This window comes from Mycobacterium sp. SMC-13 (assembly GCF_045311035.1).
Classification (GTDB): Bacteria; Actinomycetota; Actinomycetes; order Mycobacteriales; family Mycobacteriaceae; genus Mycobacterium.
Map to the genome: position 1 here is coordinate 155,700 of NZ_JBJIAI010000003.1, position 14,486 is coordinate 170,185.

Genomic DNA, 14,486 nt, shown 5'->3' on the forward strand with positions numbered 1-14,486 from the left:
CGTGGTTGACATGGGAGTGTAGGTGCGCACAGGCAACACAAATGCGGTCATCGGTGCTGCTGCAGTCATCTTCGCTGCATTCGCCTATCTGGTGATCTTCGGTGACCATGGCACGTTGGCGGCACGTCTCACCAACGACATCGGGCTGACGGTCTTTAGCAGCCTTGCCTGCCTCGCCGCGGTGGCCGCCTACCGGGCCAACCGAGGCCGGCGACAGCGCGCCTGGCTGGCACTCGCGATCGGGATGGCGGGCTGGGTCGCCGGCAACCTGATCCTGCTCTATCACCACGCCGTGCTCGGTTCGCCGCCCGCGTTTCCGTCGGTGGCCGATGCCGCGTTCCTGGTGCTGCCCTGCTCTGTGGTGGTCGCGTCCGCCGGGAAGGTTCGGCCCGACCGCATGTCGGCACTGCGCCCCGTGCTGGACGGCGTCATCATCGCCTCCGCGCTGTTCCTCGTGTGCTGGGTGCTGATCCTGGAGGAGCTGTTCGCATCCACGCATTCCAGCTGGCTGGCGACCGCGGTGTCGGTCGCGTTCCCGATCTCGGACGTCGTCATGATCACGCTGGCGGTGTTGACGGTCAGTTCGACGGTACCGGGCAAACGCCAGGCCATCGTCCTGGTGTGCACGGGGCTGATCATCGTCGCAGTGGCCGATAGCATCTGGATATACGTTCTGGCCCAATCGAATTCGACCAGTCCGGTGGCTGTCGTCGGCTGGGCCGCGGGCTTGGTGTTGTTCAGTGCCGGCGGGCTGATCGATGCGCGCAAACCGCCGTCGGCGACGGGGCGGAAACGGCAGGCCCTGGCCGATCCATTGCTCTGGCTCCCCTATTCGCCGATGGTGGCCGCAGTGGTCGTCGGGCTCCTCGACCTCTGGCCGGTGACCAACGACAAGCCGGTACTGATCGCCGCGTCGGTACTCGTGATGACGGCACTGGTCCGGCAGCTGATCGTGCTGATCCAGAATCGGCGGCTGTTGTTCGACCTCGCCGACCAGACCCGGCGCGATCCGTTGACGGGGCTGGGCAACCGGCTGATGTTCAACGACCACCTCGATGCGGCCATCCGGTCACGTGGAGACGACCGGGTTCCCATCGCCGTGCTCGCACTCGACCTCGACGACTTCAAGATGGTGAACGACAACCTCGGGCACCCGAGCGGCGACGAGCTGTTGATCGACGTCGCGAGTCGGCTCAAGAACACGGTGCCGGCCGAGCACACCGTGGCCCGGCTCGGCGGCGACGAATTCGCCGTTCTCATCCGGTCGGCACCGAATGCGGCAACCACCATCGCCGAGCGGATCATCGAGGCCTTCGACGCACCGTTCTCGCTCAACAGCGAGAAGGTCTTCATCCACCCGAGTGTCGGGTTGGCGATCACCCCCGCCGACGAACCAGACGTCACCGCTGACGATCTGATGCAGCAGGCCGACATCGCGCTGTACGCCGCCAAGCGGACCGGCATCGGCGGCGTACAGACCTTCTCCGCGGACATGCGCCAGGTCTCGCGGCTGGACCTGCCGCAGCGGTGGAGCGACAGCGGTCGGATCCAGCCGCCCGCCCAAGCCGGTGTGCAACTGCTCGGGCAACTGCGCCGTGCCATCGGCGACTCCGAGTTGAAGTTGGTGTATCAGCCCAAAGTGCTGCTGGCCACCGGCGAAATCGTCGGTGTGGAGGCGTTGCTCCGCTGGCCCCATCCCGAGCTCGGCCTGCTGACCCCGTCCGAGTTTCTGCCGTTGATCCGGCGTAACGGCCTGATCGGCTCGGTTACCGACACGGTGCTCAAGCAAGCGGTCCTGGACGCCTCGACCTGGTTCGGGACGGGATATCGCAATGTGCCGGTCGCCATCAACCTCTTCGCGCAGTCGCTGACCGACGTCGATCTGGCCGATCGCATAGGGACCATCCTCGCCGAGCACTCACTGCCACCGAGCGCCCTCACCGTGGAGATCACCGAGCAGATGCTGCTGTCGAACATGAGCCGGACGGAGGTGGTCATCGATCGGCTCCGGAAGTCGGGTCTGCGGGTGTCGATCGACGACTTCGGGTCCGGCTACTCGACCACGAGTTACCTGCGCGACCTGCCGGTCGATGAACTCAAACTCGACCGCGAGTTCGTGCTGCCGATGACGCACAATCCCCGCGCCGCCGCCATCGTTCGATCGGTGATCAACCTGACCCACGCCCTGAACATCGCGAGCGTCGCCGAAGGAGTCGAAGACGCCGCGACCGCCGAGCAGCTCTCGGCGTACGGGTGCGATATCGGCCAGGGCTACTACTTCGCCAAACCGATGTTCGCCGAATCGCTGCGGCCCCTGATCGAATCGCGGAATCCGCTGCGGCGCTGAGCCGGTCAGAAGTCGCCGGCGGTGCGGCGCAGGGTCTCGATCGCATCGACCAGCGCCGCGGACTGTTCGTCGGACATCCCGACGTCAGCGAACACCTCCTTGTTGAGGGTCACCGTGGCGTCCTCGACCGTCGAGCGGCCCACCTCGGTCAACCGCACCAGGGTGGTCCGCCCGTCGGTGGGGTGCGGCACCCGCTCGACGAGACCATCGGCCTCGAGCCGCCGGATGGCATGGGTGACGCTCGTGACGTGCACCTGCAGCCGGTCGGACGCCTTGGTGATCGGCAGCGCGCCACTACCGCTGAACGCCAGCAGCCGCAGCAATTCGTAGCGGGAAAAGCTCAGGTCATAGGGCCGCAGCGCAGTCTCCACGCGCGCCAGCAGAATCTGGTGGGCCCGCATCACCGACGTCACCGCGACCATGCCGTCGGCGACGTCGCCCCAGCCGGCCCGCTCCCAGTTGGCCCGGGCCCGGGCGATGGGGTCACTGCTCACCGCTCATTCATACCGCACCGGACCCCTCGGCCGATGCAGTCAGGCCCCGACGCCCGTCCCGTCCACCGCCTTACGGATGGCCGCCAGCACCGCGCGCGACGACCTGCGGTCCCCGACGGTGATCCGGACGCCGCCGTAGGCGTAGCTGCGCACCCGCGGGCCGTCGTCGCCGAACTCCCAGGCCCGCGCCCCGCTCGGCAGATAGACGAAGTTGGCGTGACTGTCGGTGCAGTACACGCCCATCGAGCGCAGCCGTGCCCGCAGAAACGCCCCTTCCGAGGCGATCATCCGGATACGTTGCCGCAGTTGATCTTCCGCATCGTAGGACGCGGCGACGGCCACCAGGCCGGTGATCCCGATCCCGAACGGCAGCTGCATACCCCACAGGTCGCGGGCGAGCGACGGCGCACACACGCCGTAGCCGATGCGCAGGCCGGCCAGTCCGTAGGCCTTCGAAAAGGTGCGCACCACAACCAGATTGGGATACCGCACCACGAGCGACGGGATGTCCAGGCACTGCTCGGGGGCCAGGAATTCGACGTACGCCTCGTCCAGCAGGACGACGGTGCCCGACGGCACCCGGTCCAGGAACCGGTACAGGTCGGCGGCCGACTCGACCGTCCCGGTCGGGTTGTGCGGACGGCAGATCACCACCACGCGGGCCCGCGCCGCGGCCGCCGCCATGGCGTCGAGGTCATGGTGACCGTGCCGGTCCAGCGGCACGGTCACCGACCGCAGTCGCGCCATCTGCGCGAAGATCGGGTAGCCGTCGAAGGTCGGTGACGCCGTCACCAGCACATCGCCGGGGTGCGTGACGGCCTGCAGCACCTGCAGGATGACGCCCGTGGCGCCCGCACCGACGAGCACCTGGTCATCGGCGACGCCGACGTGTCCGGCGATCAGCGACCGCAGCCGCTGCGGCAGGAACTCCGGATACCGGTTCACCACACCGATCGACGCGGTGAGCGCGGCCCGCACCGCAGGCAGTGGCGGGAACGGATTCTCGTTGAGCGCCAACGCCAGCGGGTCGTCCGCGGCGGGTAGCGAACCGACCGCATCGGCCAACGCGCACGTGGGCGTCATCGCTGTCCGCCCCAGCGCACGGCGGCCGCACCGGCGAAGTCACCGGCGTGCGCGAAGGCCGCCATCATCACGACGTCACCCTCGCCGACCTGTCCGTCGGTGATCGCCCGGTCCAGGTTGACGGGCACGCCGGCGGCGAACAGGTTGCCGCACTCGTCGAACGTGTCGCGGTGCTTCGACTCGGGCAGTTCCAGGGCCTCGCGCCAGTTCCGCAGGAACACGCGGTTCGGCTGATTGGTGACCAGCAGGCCGATGTCCTTGGGCGCCAGCCCGATCCGGTCGCACACCGCGTACGCCACCTCGGGCACCTGACGGTTGCCCCGGGCCAGCACTTTGGTGATCTTGCTCTCGGTGAAGCCGATGCAGCCCTCGCCGGGCCCGGCCTGCCACCATTTGCGCGGCGGGTCGACCGACATCGTCATGTCACCGGCGTATTCGCCGTAGGTGCGGCATTCGACGTCGAGGATCGGCGAAACATCAGAGGCCGCAACGAGTCCCACCGCGGCACCGTCACCGGGTACCGACGCCTGCGCCTTGGGTCGAATGGTGACCTGGTCGAAGACCTGGCCCGCCGCGTTCTGCGCCACCGCCACCAACGCGGTACGCCCCTCCCCGGAGGCGATCAACTGCTTGGCCAGCTTGAGGCCCAGGATGAAGGCCGCGCACCCGCCGTTGTGCAGGTCGATCACCCAGTTCGGCTTCATGCCAAGCCGATTGGCCATACCGCCACCGCCGCCGTAGAACGGCATGTCGGGCAACTGGGTGTGGGTGATCAGGATGTCGACGTCGGCGAGGGCGTCGGAGCCGTGCCGGTCGACGAGGCCCGCCGCCGCCCGCTCGACCATGTCGATGGCCGTCTCGTCGGGTGCCACGTGGTGGCGGAACTTCGGCGCCCGGAACATCAGGTTGTCCCGCAGGTCGTCGGAATCGGCGAACTGCGCGTAGTAGTCGGCGCTGATCGGCTCGCCCGGAAGATAGGTCGAAACGTCGAGCAGGCTCACAACTGGTTGGCTCATGCGTGACTCACTTCATCCAGGCCGGGGTGATCGGCAGACCGTTGCGGTGCCGGTATTCGGCAATCGCCTTGAGGTTGTCCAGTTCCAGGCGGTGGCCCGCCCCGAACATGTCCCAGAAGTCCCCGACCCACACGGGTCGCTGTGCGGGCGCGGTCTCCGGGTAGGGGTTGTTGTCGTAGAACGGGTGGTGGCAGTTGGTCCACAGCACCACCGAACCCGGCTTGTTGAGCACGACCTGGGCGTCGACGACGCGCATCAGGTAGATCATCCAGAGGTGCCGGCCCTGGTCCCAGGCACAGTGGTAGTCGACGGTCATCGCCTCGCGGTTCGCCACTGTGCGCGTGTAGATTTCGGTCTCCGAGCCCAGCCGGTCGTAGGCCAGCCAGAGGCCCGGTTCCTCGGTCTCGGTGAATCCGCGCAGACTGTAGGTCCACTCCTCGAGGCTGCGGGTGTCCGCCAGGTACTCGAACAGTTCCTCCGGCGGGCAGTCGATGTAGTCGTTGACGGTGCAGTAGCCACCGAAGACGACGTCGTGCGGGTATACCGACCGCATCATCTCCATGATGATGGGCGTGGCCTTTTCCCGCGGCGCGTTCTCGATGCGGGTCACGCCGTCGATGGGTAGGGCGATGTCTTCAAGCGCGGGCAGCGACATGCTGGGAGCTCTCTTTCTGCGTCTGTTGTGTGGCGGTATCGAGAAATGGTGCGAACGTGGGGATTTCGTCGGCGGAGCATTCGACGCTGACGACCGATGGCCCGTGCCGGCTGAGCGCTTCGCTCAGCGCGCCGGCCAGCTGCGGCAGCTCGGTGACGTCCGTCGCGTGCAGGCCGGGGAACATCGCGGCCAGGCCGGCGCCCAGCCGGGCCGGGGTGAAGCGGTTGTAGCTGTAGCGGTCGCCGTAGAACAACTGTTCGCGGGTGACGCACATGGCGTGGGCGTTGTTGTTGAACAACACGAAGGTGATCGGGAGCCGGTACTCCAACGCCGTGTGCAGCTCCATGCCGTGCATGAAGAACGAGCCGTCGCCGGCCACCACCACGGTCCGGTATTGCGGCCCAGCGGTTTTCGCCCGCGCGAAGCACATGCCGATGCCGGCGCCGAAGCTGTATCCCATGCCGCCCATCCCGAGCGCCACCACGAAGCGGCCGGACCGGCGCACCGGCAGCCCGTGCACCGTCGAGGCACCGGTGTTGCCGGCGTCGACGACGATGTCGGCGCCGTCGGGCAGCAGTTCGTCGAGCAGGGCGACGGTGTCGCGGTACCGGATGCCGGGGCCGTCGTGCGGCGGCGGCTGAAGTTCGGTGTGCGGCAGCGGGTCGAGGACCCGTAGCCCGTGGGGCCGGCCGGCTCCGGTCAACGATCGGGTCAGCGCCGTCAGCGATGCCCGCAGGTTGGTCGAATTCACGTGTGTGCTCGGCACATACGGACCTTCCGCGCCGAGCGAGACCGTCTGCACCCCGGCCAGCGCGCTGTCGAGGCCGGCGCGCGCCGTCACCGCCAGGCGCGTCCCGATCACCAGACACACCGCGCTGCGGGAGATCGCGTCGACGACCCGCGGATGGCCCATCACGCCGGTGACGCCCAGCCATGACGACTGCCCCAGCCCGGGTGAGCCGCTGACGTCCTTGCCGTCAGGCACCGTGGCGACCCAGGCCCGCAGCACCGAGCGCAATTCCTCGAGCTCACGGCGGGCGTCGTCGCGGGCCACCTGCTCGCCGGCGATGATCGTGACCGGCCCCAGCGCCCGGCGCAGCACCTCGGCGATGGGACCCGGGTCTGCCAGCAACGAATCCTGCACAGCAGCAACCGGATTGACCACATCGATCATCGCCTGCTGGACGTCCTTCGGCAGCAGCAGTACCGCCGGGCCGCCACCGGCCGCCGCGGTCAGCGCCTCCGCCAGCGCCGGCACGATGTCCTCCGGCTCCGTCACGCGACGGCAGTACACCGACACCGCCGAGAACAACGCCACCGCGTCCAGCGATCCGGACCGGCCACTGGTGTCCTGGAAGCTGCCGCGGCCGTCCATGCCGGTCGGCGCCTGCCCCACCAGAGCCAGCACCGGCACTCGGCTGGCCAGTGATTCACCTAGTCCCGCAACAAGATTCAGCGATCCGCCGCCCGACGTCGCGGCCACCACCCCGATCCGGGACACCGCGCGGCTGTAGCCGTCGGCCATGGTGGCCGCGGAGAACTCATGCTTGGCCAGGATCGCGGTGACGTCGTCGGCGAGGAACGCCGCGTCGAACAGGTCCTCGATGTTGGCCCCGTCGACGCCGAAGAAATACTCGACACCCGACGCCGCAAGTTGCGTGATGATGTGGTCCACCACCCGATGCCTGCTGACCATCTGCCACCTGCTTCCGCTCGTCTAACCACAGACACGAGGCGGATGGGCGAATGGTTCAACGCCAGTGGAAATTTTTAGAGATTGCGCTCCAGTAAAACCTTGCCGTTGTCGGCGGAAACCAGTTGTACCGCAGCAATTTCCGAAACCTGCATCGGCGTGTTACCACTCGGCAACGCGGTGGCACCGGACATGCCGAACCATGTGGCGATCTGGTTACGGCTGCCATCGCGGCCCACCACCACCATACCCAGGTTGGTCGGTGGCGCGGCCGGTCCGCTGGACCAGTCGCCGTAGCTGCAGGCCATGTCGATCCGCGTGCCCCAGCCGAAGCTGCTCAGCGCGATGGTGGCGTTGAACGGTGTGGGTGCCACGTGCTGCATGGGCAACTGCGCGACCTGCTCCTGGCTCTGGCCCCCACCGAAGAACTCGGGCCGGACGACGGCCACCGCACCGACTGCCAGTACCGCCGCGGCCAGGCCGGCCACCGCCGTCGTCACCCAGCGGGTCCGGCGCCGGCGCCAGCGCACCTTGGCCAGTACCGAGTCGAGCACCTCGGGCCGCAACGGCGGCTCGGGCTGCTCGGCGCCGATCTCCTGCACGTCGGCCAAATCCAGTAGACCCAACAGGGCCGGCATACCGCTGAGCTCACCGACCGCGTCGCGGCACCGGGAGCAGGTCTGTAGGTGCGCTTCGTACTCACGGCGTTCGGCGCTGGACAGCGAGCCCAGCACGTAGGCGGCGTCCCAGGTTGCGTACCGGTCGCCATCGAAGGGTCCGAGAGGTTCGACAATGTGCATGCTCACCGGGTCACCCCCATTTCCTGCAGATTCAGGCGCAGCGCCCGGACCGCATAATGCAGCCTCGATTTCACTGTGCCCTCGGCGATCTGAAGCTCCGCCGCGATCTGGGCGACGCTCAACTGCCGGTAGTACGCGCGCTCGATCACTGCGCGATGGTCGACGGAGAGCTGACTCAGGGCACCCCCGAGCAACATCCGATCCAGGGCGGTATCCACCTCGTCGGTGGCGGCCGGGTCCGTCCGGTCCTCGGCCTCCACCACCTCTGACGACGTCGTTTCGTGCCGGCGCCGGGCGCTGCGCTGCTCATCGATGATGAGGTTGCGGGCGACGGCGTAGAGCCAGGCCCGCGGGGACTGGTTGGCGTCGGATACGACATCGGGGTGGCGCCACGCCCGCAGCAACGTCTCCTGCACCACGTCCTCGGCACGCGCCGAGTCCTGTGTCAGACGCAGGGCATAGCGCCAAAGGGCGCCTGCGTGCTCGTCGTAAAGCACCCGCATCATGGCGGCCTCCGGATCGCTCATGCACCAACCTCCGTCATTGACACGAGATCAGGGGCGATCCGGTTCACCTGATCAGTCGCGAAGCAGCGTCAAGATTCGGGGTCCGTCCTCGGTGACAGCAACGGTGTGCTCCCAGTGTGCGGCACGAGAGCCGTCCTTGGTAACCACCGTCCACTCGTCTTCGAGAATGACCGTCTTCGACGTGCCCAGCGTCAGCATCGGCTCGATTGCCAGCACCGAACCAGGCTCGAGGAACGGACCCCGACCTGGCGATCCCTCATTGGGCAGGAACGGGTCCATGTGCATCTCTTGCCCGATACCGTGGCCGCCGTAGCCGGCGACGATGCCGAACTTGCGGTCGTAGCGGGCGGACGCCGCGTGGGTCCCCCGCTCGATGGCATGCGAGACGTCGGTCAGCCGGTTACCGGGGACCATGGCGGCGATGCCGGCCTCCATGGACTCACGGGTGGCGTCGGACAGCTTCTGGTCGGCGTCGATCAGCGGGCCGACACCGAACGTCACGGCCGAGTCGCCGTGCCAGTCGTCCAGGATGGCGCCGCAGTCGATCGAGACCAGGTCACCGCTGGCGAGCACCTCGTCGGCGGTCGGAATGCCATGCACCACGCGGTCGTTGACCGACGCGCAGATGGTCGCCGGGAAGCCGTGGTAACCCAGGAACGACGGGATACCGCCACCCTCGCGGATGACGGACTCGGCGATCTGGTCCAGCTCGAGAGTGGACATCCCAGGCGCGGCCGCTTCACGGACCGCCTTCAGCGCCGCCGCCACCAGCGAGCCGGCAGCCGCCATGGCGTCCAATTCACCGGGAGTCCGCTGCGGGACGACCTTGCGGCCGCGTCGGGGTAGACCAATCATCGATGACTACTTCGGCCGGTCGGCGGCTTCAGCTGCCGAGCGCCTGCAGGGCGCGGGCGAAAACCTCATCCAGGCTGCCGACGGCGTCGACCGACACGAGCTCGTCCCGGTAGTAGTCCAGCAGCGGGGCGGTCTCGTCCCGGTACACCTTCATCCGGTTGAGGATGACCTCTTCGGTGTCGTCCGCGCGGCCACGGCTTTTCAGCCGGGTCAGCAGCTCGGACTCCGACACGCGGAACTCCAGCACGGCGTCCAGCTTCAGGTTGCGCTTGGCCAGCATGTCGCGCAGCGCGACAGCCTGCTCGACCGAGCGGGGGAAGCCGTCGAGGATGAACCCGGCGGCGGTGTCGTCGGCGTCGAGACGGTCGTCGACCAGCGCGTTGGTCAGCTCGGCCGGGACCAGGTCGCCCGCGTCGAGGTACTTCTTGGCCTCGACACCGAGCGGGGTGCCCTTGCTGATGTTGCTACGAAACAGATCACCCGTGGAGATCTGCGGGATGCCGAACTTCTCGGCCAGCTTCTCGGCCTGAGTGCCCTTGCCTGCTCCCGGCGGTCCCAGCAGAACCATTCTCATTTGAGGAACCCTTCGTAGTTGCGCTGCATGAGCTGGCTCTCGATTTGCTTCACCGTGTCCAGACCCACACCGATCATGATCAGCACGGCCGTACCGCCGAACGGCAAGTTCTGCACGCTACCGGAGTTGCCGATCTCGAGGAACAGATTGGGCAGCACGGCGATGATGCCCAGGTAGATCGAGCCGGGCAGGGTGATCCGGCTCAGGACGTACCGCAGGTAGTCCGCCGTCGGCTTGCCGGGCCGGATGCCGGGGATGAAGCCACCGAACTTCTTCATCTCGTCCGCCCGCTCATCGGGGTTGAACGTGATGGACACGTAGAAGTAGGTGAAGAAGATGATCAGCCCGAAGTAGATCGCGATGTAGACCGGGTCGGCCGGGTTGGTCAGGTACTTGGCGATCGCCTTGGACCACCAGCCGTTGGATGCGTTCGGATCACCGGCGGTGACCAGCTGGGTGATCAGGTGCGGGATATAGATCAGCGACGACGCGAAGATGACGGGGATGACGCCGGCCTGGTTGACCTTGAGGGGCAGATAGGTCGAGGTACCGCCGTACATCCGGCGGCCCACCATGCGCTTGGCGTACTGCACCGGGATACGGCGCTGGCCCTGCTCGACGAAGACGACACCGACGATGATCACGAGCGTCGCGACCACGACCGAGGCGAAGACCACGCCGCCACGGCTCTCCAGGATGGACTGGCCTTCGGACGGGATGCGGGCGGCGATGCCGGCGAAGATCATCAGCGACATGCCGTTACCGATGCCACGCTCGGTGACGAGCTCGCCCATCCACATGACCAGGGCGGCGCCCGCGGTCATGACCAGCACGATCACGACCAGGGTGAAGATGCTCTGGTCCTGGATGATGTTCAGGGTGCAGCCCTGCAGCAGGTTGCCGCTCGCGGCCATCGCGACGATCGAGGTGCCCTGCAGAACTGCCAGCGCGATCGCGAGATAACGCGTGTACTGCGTCATCTTGGCCTGACCGGACTGGCCTTCCTTCTGCAGCTGTTCGAAGCGCGGGATGACCACGACCAGCAGCTGCACGATGATGCTGGCGGTGATGTAGGGCATCACGCCGACCGCCAGCACCGACAGGTGCAGCAGCGCACCGCCGGAGAACAGGTTGATCAGCGAGTAGACCTGTGCGGCGTCACCGCCACTGACCTGCTCGATGCACTTCTGCACGTTCGGGTAGTTCACCCCGGGGGACGGCAACGCGGCACCGGCCCGATACAGGACGACTACACCCAGCGTGAAGAGGATCTTGCGTCGCAGATCGGCCGTCCGCAGGGACGAGATAAAAGCCGAAAGCACTCTTCCTCCTGCGCAGCCGAGCTCGGGCCGCGGCGTGCTGATGGGGCTGGTCAGGTCCAGCGTTTGGTTAATTCCGTGCGCGAACACAGCAGGTACCCGACCTGCCTGGACGCGCCGTCAAATCAGTCTCCGAGAATAACAGTTGCCGTCCCCGCGACCTGCATCCGCTCGGCGCCGAACCCTTCCTACCCAGCCGGGACGCGGCGAAACGTGCCGCCACCCGGCATTTCTGCCGCGTTCAGGAACGGCGCGTACAGTCGCCGACAGGTTGTTACATGAGCTAACTACCAGCCCGCTCAACGGGTACTCGACGACAGGAACGACGCGATGGCACGCACTGACAACGACACGTGGGACCTGGCATCGAGCGTAGGAGCGACCGCGACCCTGGTCGCCGCCGCCCGCGCCCTCGCCACCAATTCCGAAGACCCGATCATCGACGACCCGTTCGCCGCTCCCCTGGTCCGCGCCGTCGGGGTCGAGTTCTTCACCAAGCTGGTCGACGGCGCCACCGATCCCGCCCAGTTCGGCGCCGGCTACGGCCCGACCATGTCGCAGCTGACCAACGGGATGGCGGCGCGCACCAGATTCTTCGACGACTTCTTCCGGGACGCCGGCAAGGCCGGTATCCGGCAGGCCGTCATCCTGGCCGCGGGCCTCGACTCGCGGGCCTACCGCCTGGTCTGGCCGGCGGGCACCGTCGTCTTCGAGATCGACCAGCCCGACGTCATCGAGTTCAAGTCCAAGACCCTGTCGGATCTCGGCGCGGCGCCGACCACCGAACGGCGCACGGTGGCGATCGACCTGCGCGACGACTGGCCTGCCGCACTGCGCGCCGCTGGCCTGGACCCCACCAAGCCCACCGCATGGATCGCCGAGGGCCTGTTCGGCTACCTGCCGCCCGAAGCACAGGACCGGCTGCTCGACCAGATCTCCGAACTGTCCGCACCGGGCAGCCGGATGGGCGCCGAAGGTGTGCCGGCCACACCGGACCTCGACGAGGACGCCGTGCGCGAGCGGATGAAGGCCGCGTCGGAACACTGGCGCGACCAGGGCTTCGAACTCGACTTCAGCGATCTGGTCTACCTCGGTGACCGCGCCGACGTGGACACCTATCTGCAGGGCCACGGTTGGCAGACCACCGCCGTCACCTCCAACGAACTGCTGGTCCGCAACGGCCTGCCGGCCGTCGCGGCCGACCCGAACGGCCAGCCCTCAATGGGCGAGGTCAACTACGTCACCGCCGTGCGCTGATCTCCAGTTATTACTACCGACGGACAGGACCCACCCGATGACCCGTACCGACAGCGACACCTGGGACCTGGCCTCGAGCGTGGGCGCGACCGCCACGATGGTGGCGACCGCCCGCGCCCTGGCGACGAAGGAAGCCGAACCGCTCATTCGCGATCCGTACGCCGATCCGCTGGTGCGGGCCGTCGGCGTCGAGTTCTTCATCAAGCTGCTCGACGGGCAGGTCGATCTCAGCGGCGAGGTCGGGACGGCCGCCGCCATGATGACCAACCTGATGGCGGTGCGGACGAAGTTCTTCGACGACTTCTTCACCACCGCGGGTGACGCCGGCATCCGGCAGGCCGTCATCCTCGCCGCCGGACTGGACTCGCGCGCCTACCGGTTGGACTGGCCGGCCGGCACCGTCGTCTACGAGATCGACCAGCCCGAGGTGATCGCCGCCAAGTCCGGGACCATGGCGCAGATCGGCGCCACACCGACGTGCGAACGCCGCACCGTCGCGATCGACCTGCGCGAGGACTGGCCGGCCGCGCTGCGCGCCGCCGGGTTCGACCCTGCGGCGCCGACGGCCTGGATCGCCGAAGGGCTGCTGATCTATCTGCCGCCCGAGGCGCAGGACAAGCTGTTCGACAACATCACCGCGCTGTCGGCGCCCGGCAGCCGCCTGGCCACGGAGTTCCACACCGACCACGGCGCCGGCATGCGTGAGCGCGGTGCGGCCATGAGCGAGCGGTGGCGCGGCGCCGGTCTGGACCTCAACCTGACCGACCTCTGGTACCAGGGCGAGCGCACCTCGGTGGTCGAGCACCTGGATGCCAGTGGCTGGAATACCACCGCCCGCCCGCGCCTTGAAGTTTTCGCCGAGTACGGCCGCCCCCTCGCCGAGACCGAAGACACCGCGGCGCTGCGTAATTCCCTGTCCGTGACGGCCATCAAGAATTAGGAGCTGGACCCACATGACACGAACTGACGGAGATTTCTGGGACCTGGCCTCGAGCGTCGGGGCCACCGCGACCATGGTCGCGGGGCAGCGTGCCATCGCCCACCGCGAGCAGCTGATCGACGACCCCTACGCCGAGCCGCTGGTGCGGGCCGTCGGGCTGGACTTCTTCACCAAGGCACTCGACGGCGAGATCGATCTCAGCGACGTCAACCCGGCCTTCACCCCGCGGCGCGCGGCCGAAGGCATGACGGTGCGCACCCGCTGGTTCGACCAGCTGTTCCTCGACGCGGCCGCCACCGGCGTCCGGCAGGCCGTGATCCTGGCCGCCGGCCTGGACGCGCGCGCCTACCGGCTGCCCTGGCCCGACGGCACCGTCGTCTTCGAGGTGGATCAGCCCGAGGTCATCGAGTTCAAGTCGACGACGCTCGCCGGCCTCGGCGCCGCCCCCACCGCGACCCGGCGCACCGTCGCCGTCGACCTGCGCGATGACTGGATGCAGGCCTTGCGGGACAACGGTTTCGACCCCGAGGCGCCCACCGCGTGGATCGCCGAAGGGCTGTTGATCTACCTGCCGCCGGAAGCCCAGGACCGGCTGTTCGACAACATCACCGCGCTGTCTGCGCCCGGCAGTTTCGTGGCCACCGAGCAGGTCGGCGATCTGAGCTCCGCGTTCGACGACGAGCGCATGCAGCAGATGCGCGACCGGATGAAGGCCCTGGGTTCGAACATCGAGATGGCCGACCTGATCTACCAGGGCGACCGCAACCACGTCACCGACTACCTGACGAGTCTCGGCTGGGACGTCACGGCGCGGTCGGTCGAAGAGGCGCACGCCGACAACGGTTTCCAGTACCCGGACGACGAACTGTCCCGGGCCTGGACACAGCTGAAGTACGTCCGCGCGGTCCTGAACCGGAAGGCGTGAG

Annotated in this window: 14 protein-coding genes; 4 read left to right on the forward strand and 10 right to left on the reverse strand. The window is 67.6% G+C overall.

Annotation, left to right across the window (positions count from 1 at the left end):
• The first annotated feature begins 22 nt into the window (after positions 1–22).
• Positions 23–2,347 carry a bifunctional diguanylate cyclase/phosphodiesterase gene (locus ACJH6I_RS06895; protein WP_061001780.1) on the forward strand — a complete coding sequence of 775 codons (2,325 nt, stop codon included), beginning with the start codon at positions 23–25 and terminating at the stop codon, positions 2,345–2,347.
• Between the two features lie 5 nt (positions 2,348–2,352).
• Here ACJH6I_RS06895 and ACJH6I_RS06900 read toward each other — a convergent pair whose 3' ends face one another.
• From ACJH6I_RS06900 to secY, 10 genes are all read right to left on the reverse strand, one after another.
• Entirely contained in the window at positions 2,353–2,841 is a 489-nt protein-coding gene (locus tag ACJH6I_RS06900) for a MarR family winged helix-turn-helix transcriptional regulator (RefSeq protein WP_020101445.1), read from the reverse strand.
• 39 nt (positions 2,842–2,880) lie between these two features.
• Complete coding sequence (locus ACJH6I_RS06905; protein WP_061001781.1) at positions 2,881–3,924, reverse strand: histidinol-phosphate transaminase; 1,044 nt, start codon at positions 3,922–3,924, stop codon at positions 2,881–2,883.
• Entirely contained in the window at positions 3,921–4,940 is a 1,020-nt protein-coding gene (locus ACJH6I_RS06910) for a 3-oxoacyl-ACP synthase III family protein (RefSeq protein ID WP_036427217.1), read from the reverse strand. The genes ACJH6I_RS06905 and ACJH6I_RS06910 overlap by 4 nt, the downstream gene beginning before the upstream one ends.
• Positions 4,941–4,947: 7 nt before the next feature.
• Entirely contained in the window at positions 4,948–5,595 is a 648-nt protein-coding gene (locus tag ACJH6I_RS06915) for a hypothetical protein (protein WP_061001782.1), read from the reverse strand.
• Positions 5,576–7,291 carry a thiamine pyrophosphate-binding protein gene (locus ACJH6I_RS06920; protein WP_061001783.1) on the reverse strand — a complete coding sequence of 572 codons (1,716 nt, stop codon included), beginning with the start codon at positions 7,289–7,291 and terminating at the stop codon, positions 5,576–5,578. The genes ACJH6I_RS06915 and ACJH6I_RS06920 overlap by 20 nt, the downstream gene beginning before the upstream one ends.
• Positions 7,292–7,365: 74 nt before the next feature.
• Complete coding sequence (locus ACJH6I_RS06925; protein WP_162563409.1) at positions 7,366–8,088, reverse strand: zf-HC2 domain-containing protein; 723 nt, start codon at positions 8,086–8,088, stop codon at positions 7,366–7,368.
• 2 nt (positions 8,089–8,090) lie between these two features.
• Positions 8,091–8,615: a sigma-70 family RNA polymerase sigma factor gene (locus ACJH6I_RS06930; protein ID WP_061001784.1), complete on the reverse strand. Its 525-nt coding sequence runs from the start codon at positions 8,613–8,615 to the stop codon at positions 8,091–8,093.
• A 51-nt stretch (positions 8,616–8,666) separates the two neighbouring features.
• Positions 8,667–9,470, reverse strand: a complete 804-nt coding sequence (gene map, locus ACJH6I_RS06935; RefSeq protein WP_061001785.1) for a type I methionyl aminopeptidase — start codon at positions 9,468–9,470, stop codon at positions 8,667–8,669.
• Positions 9,471–9,498: 28 nt separating this feature from the next.
• Positions 9,499–10,044 (reverse strand): adenylate kinase, encoded by a 546-nt coding sequence (locus ACJH6I_RS06940; RefSeq protein ID WP_061001786.1) that lies wholly within the window; start codon positions 10,042–10,044, stop codon positions 9,499–9,501.
• Complete coding sequence (gene secY, locus ACJH6I_RS06945; RefSeq protein WP_346417069.1) at positions 10,041–11,366, reverse strand: preprotein translocase subunit SecY; 1,326 nt, start codon at positions 11,364–11,366, stop codon at positions 10,041–10,043. The genes ACJH6I_RS06940 and secY overlap by 4 nt, the downstream gene beginning before the upstream one ends.
• 327 nt (positions 11,367–11,693) lie before the next feature.
• Between secY and ACJH6I_RS06950 the strand changes: the two genes are divergently transcribed.
• The 3 genes from ACJH6I_RS06950 to ACJH6I_RS06960 are packed head-to-tail and all read left to right on the forward strand — an operon-like array spanning position 11,694 to position 14,485.
• The gene (locus tag ACJH6I_RS06950; RefSeq protein WP_346417070.1) at positions 11,694–12,620 is read left to right on the forward strand and encodes a class I SAM-dependent methyltransferase; all 927 of its coding nucleotides are present in this window, start codon (positions 11,694–11,696) and stop codon (positions 12,618–12,620) included.
• Positions 12,621–12,657: 37 nt separating this feature from the next.
• Entirely contained in the window at positions 12,658–13,560 is a 903-nt protein-coding gene (locus ACJH6I_RS06955) for a class I SAM-dependent methyltransferase (protein WP_406783886.1), read from the forward strand.
• A 13-nt stretch (positions 13,561–13,573) separates the two neighbouring features.
• Complete coding sequence (locus ACJH6I_RS06960; protein ID WP_226519474.1) at positions 13,574–14,485, forward strand: class I SAM-dependent methyltransferase; 912 nt, start codon at positions 13,574–13,576, stop codon at positions 14,483–14,485.
• The last annotated feature ends 1 nt before the right edge of the window (position 14,486 follow it).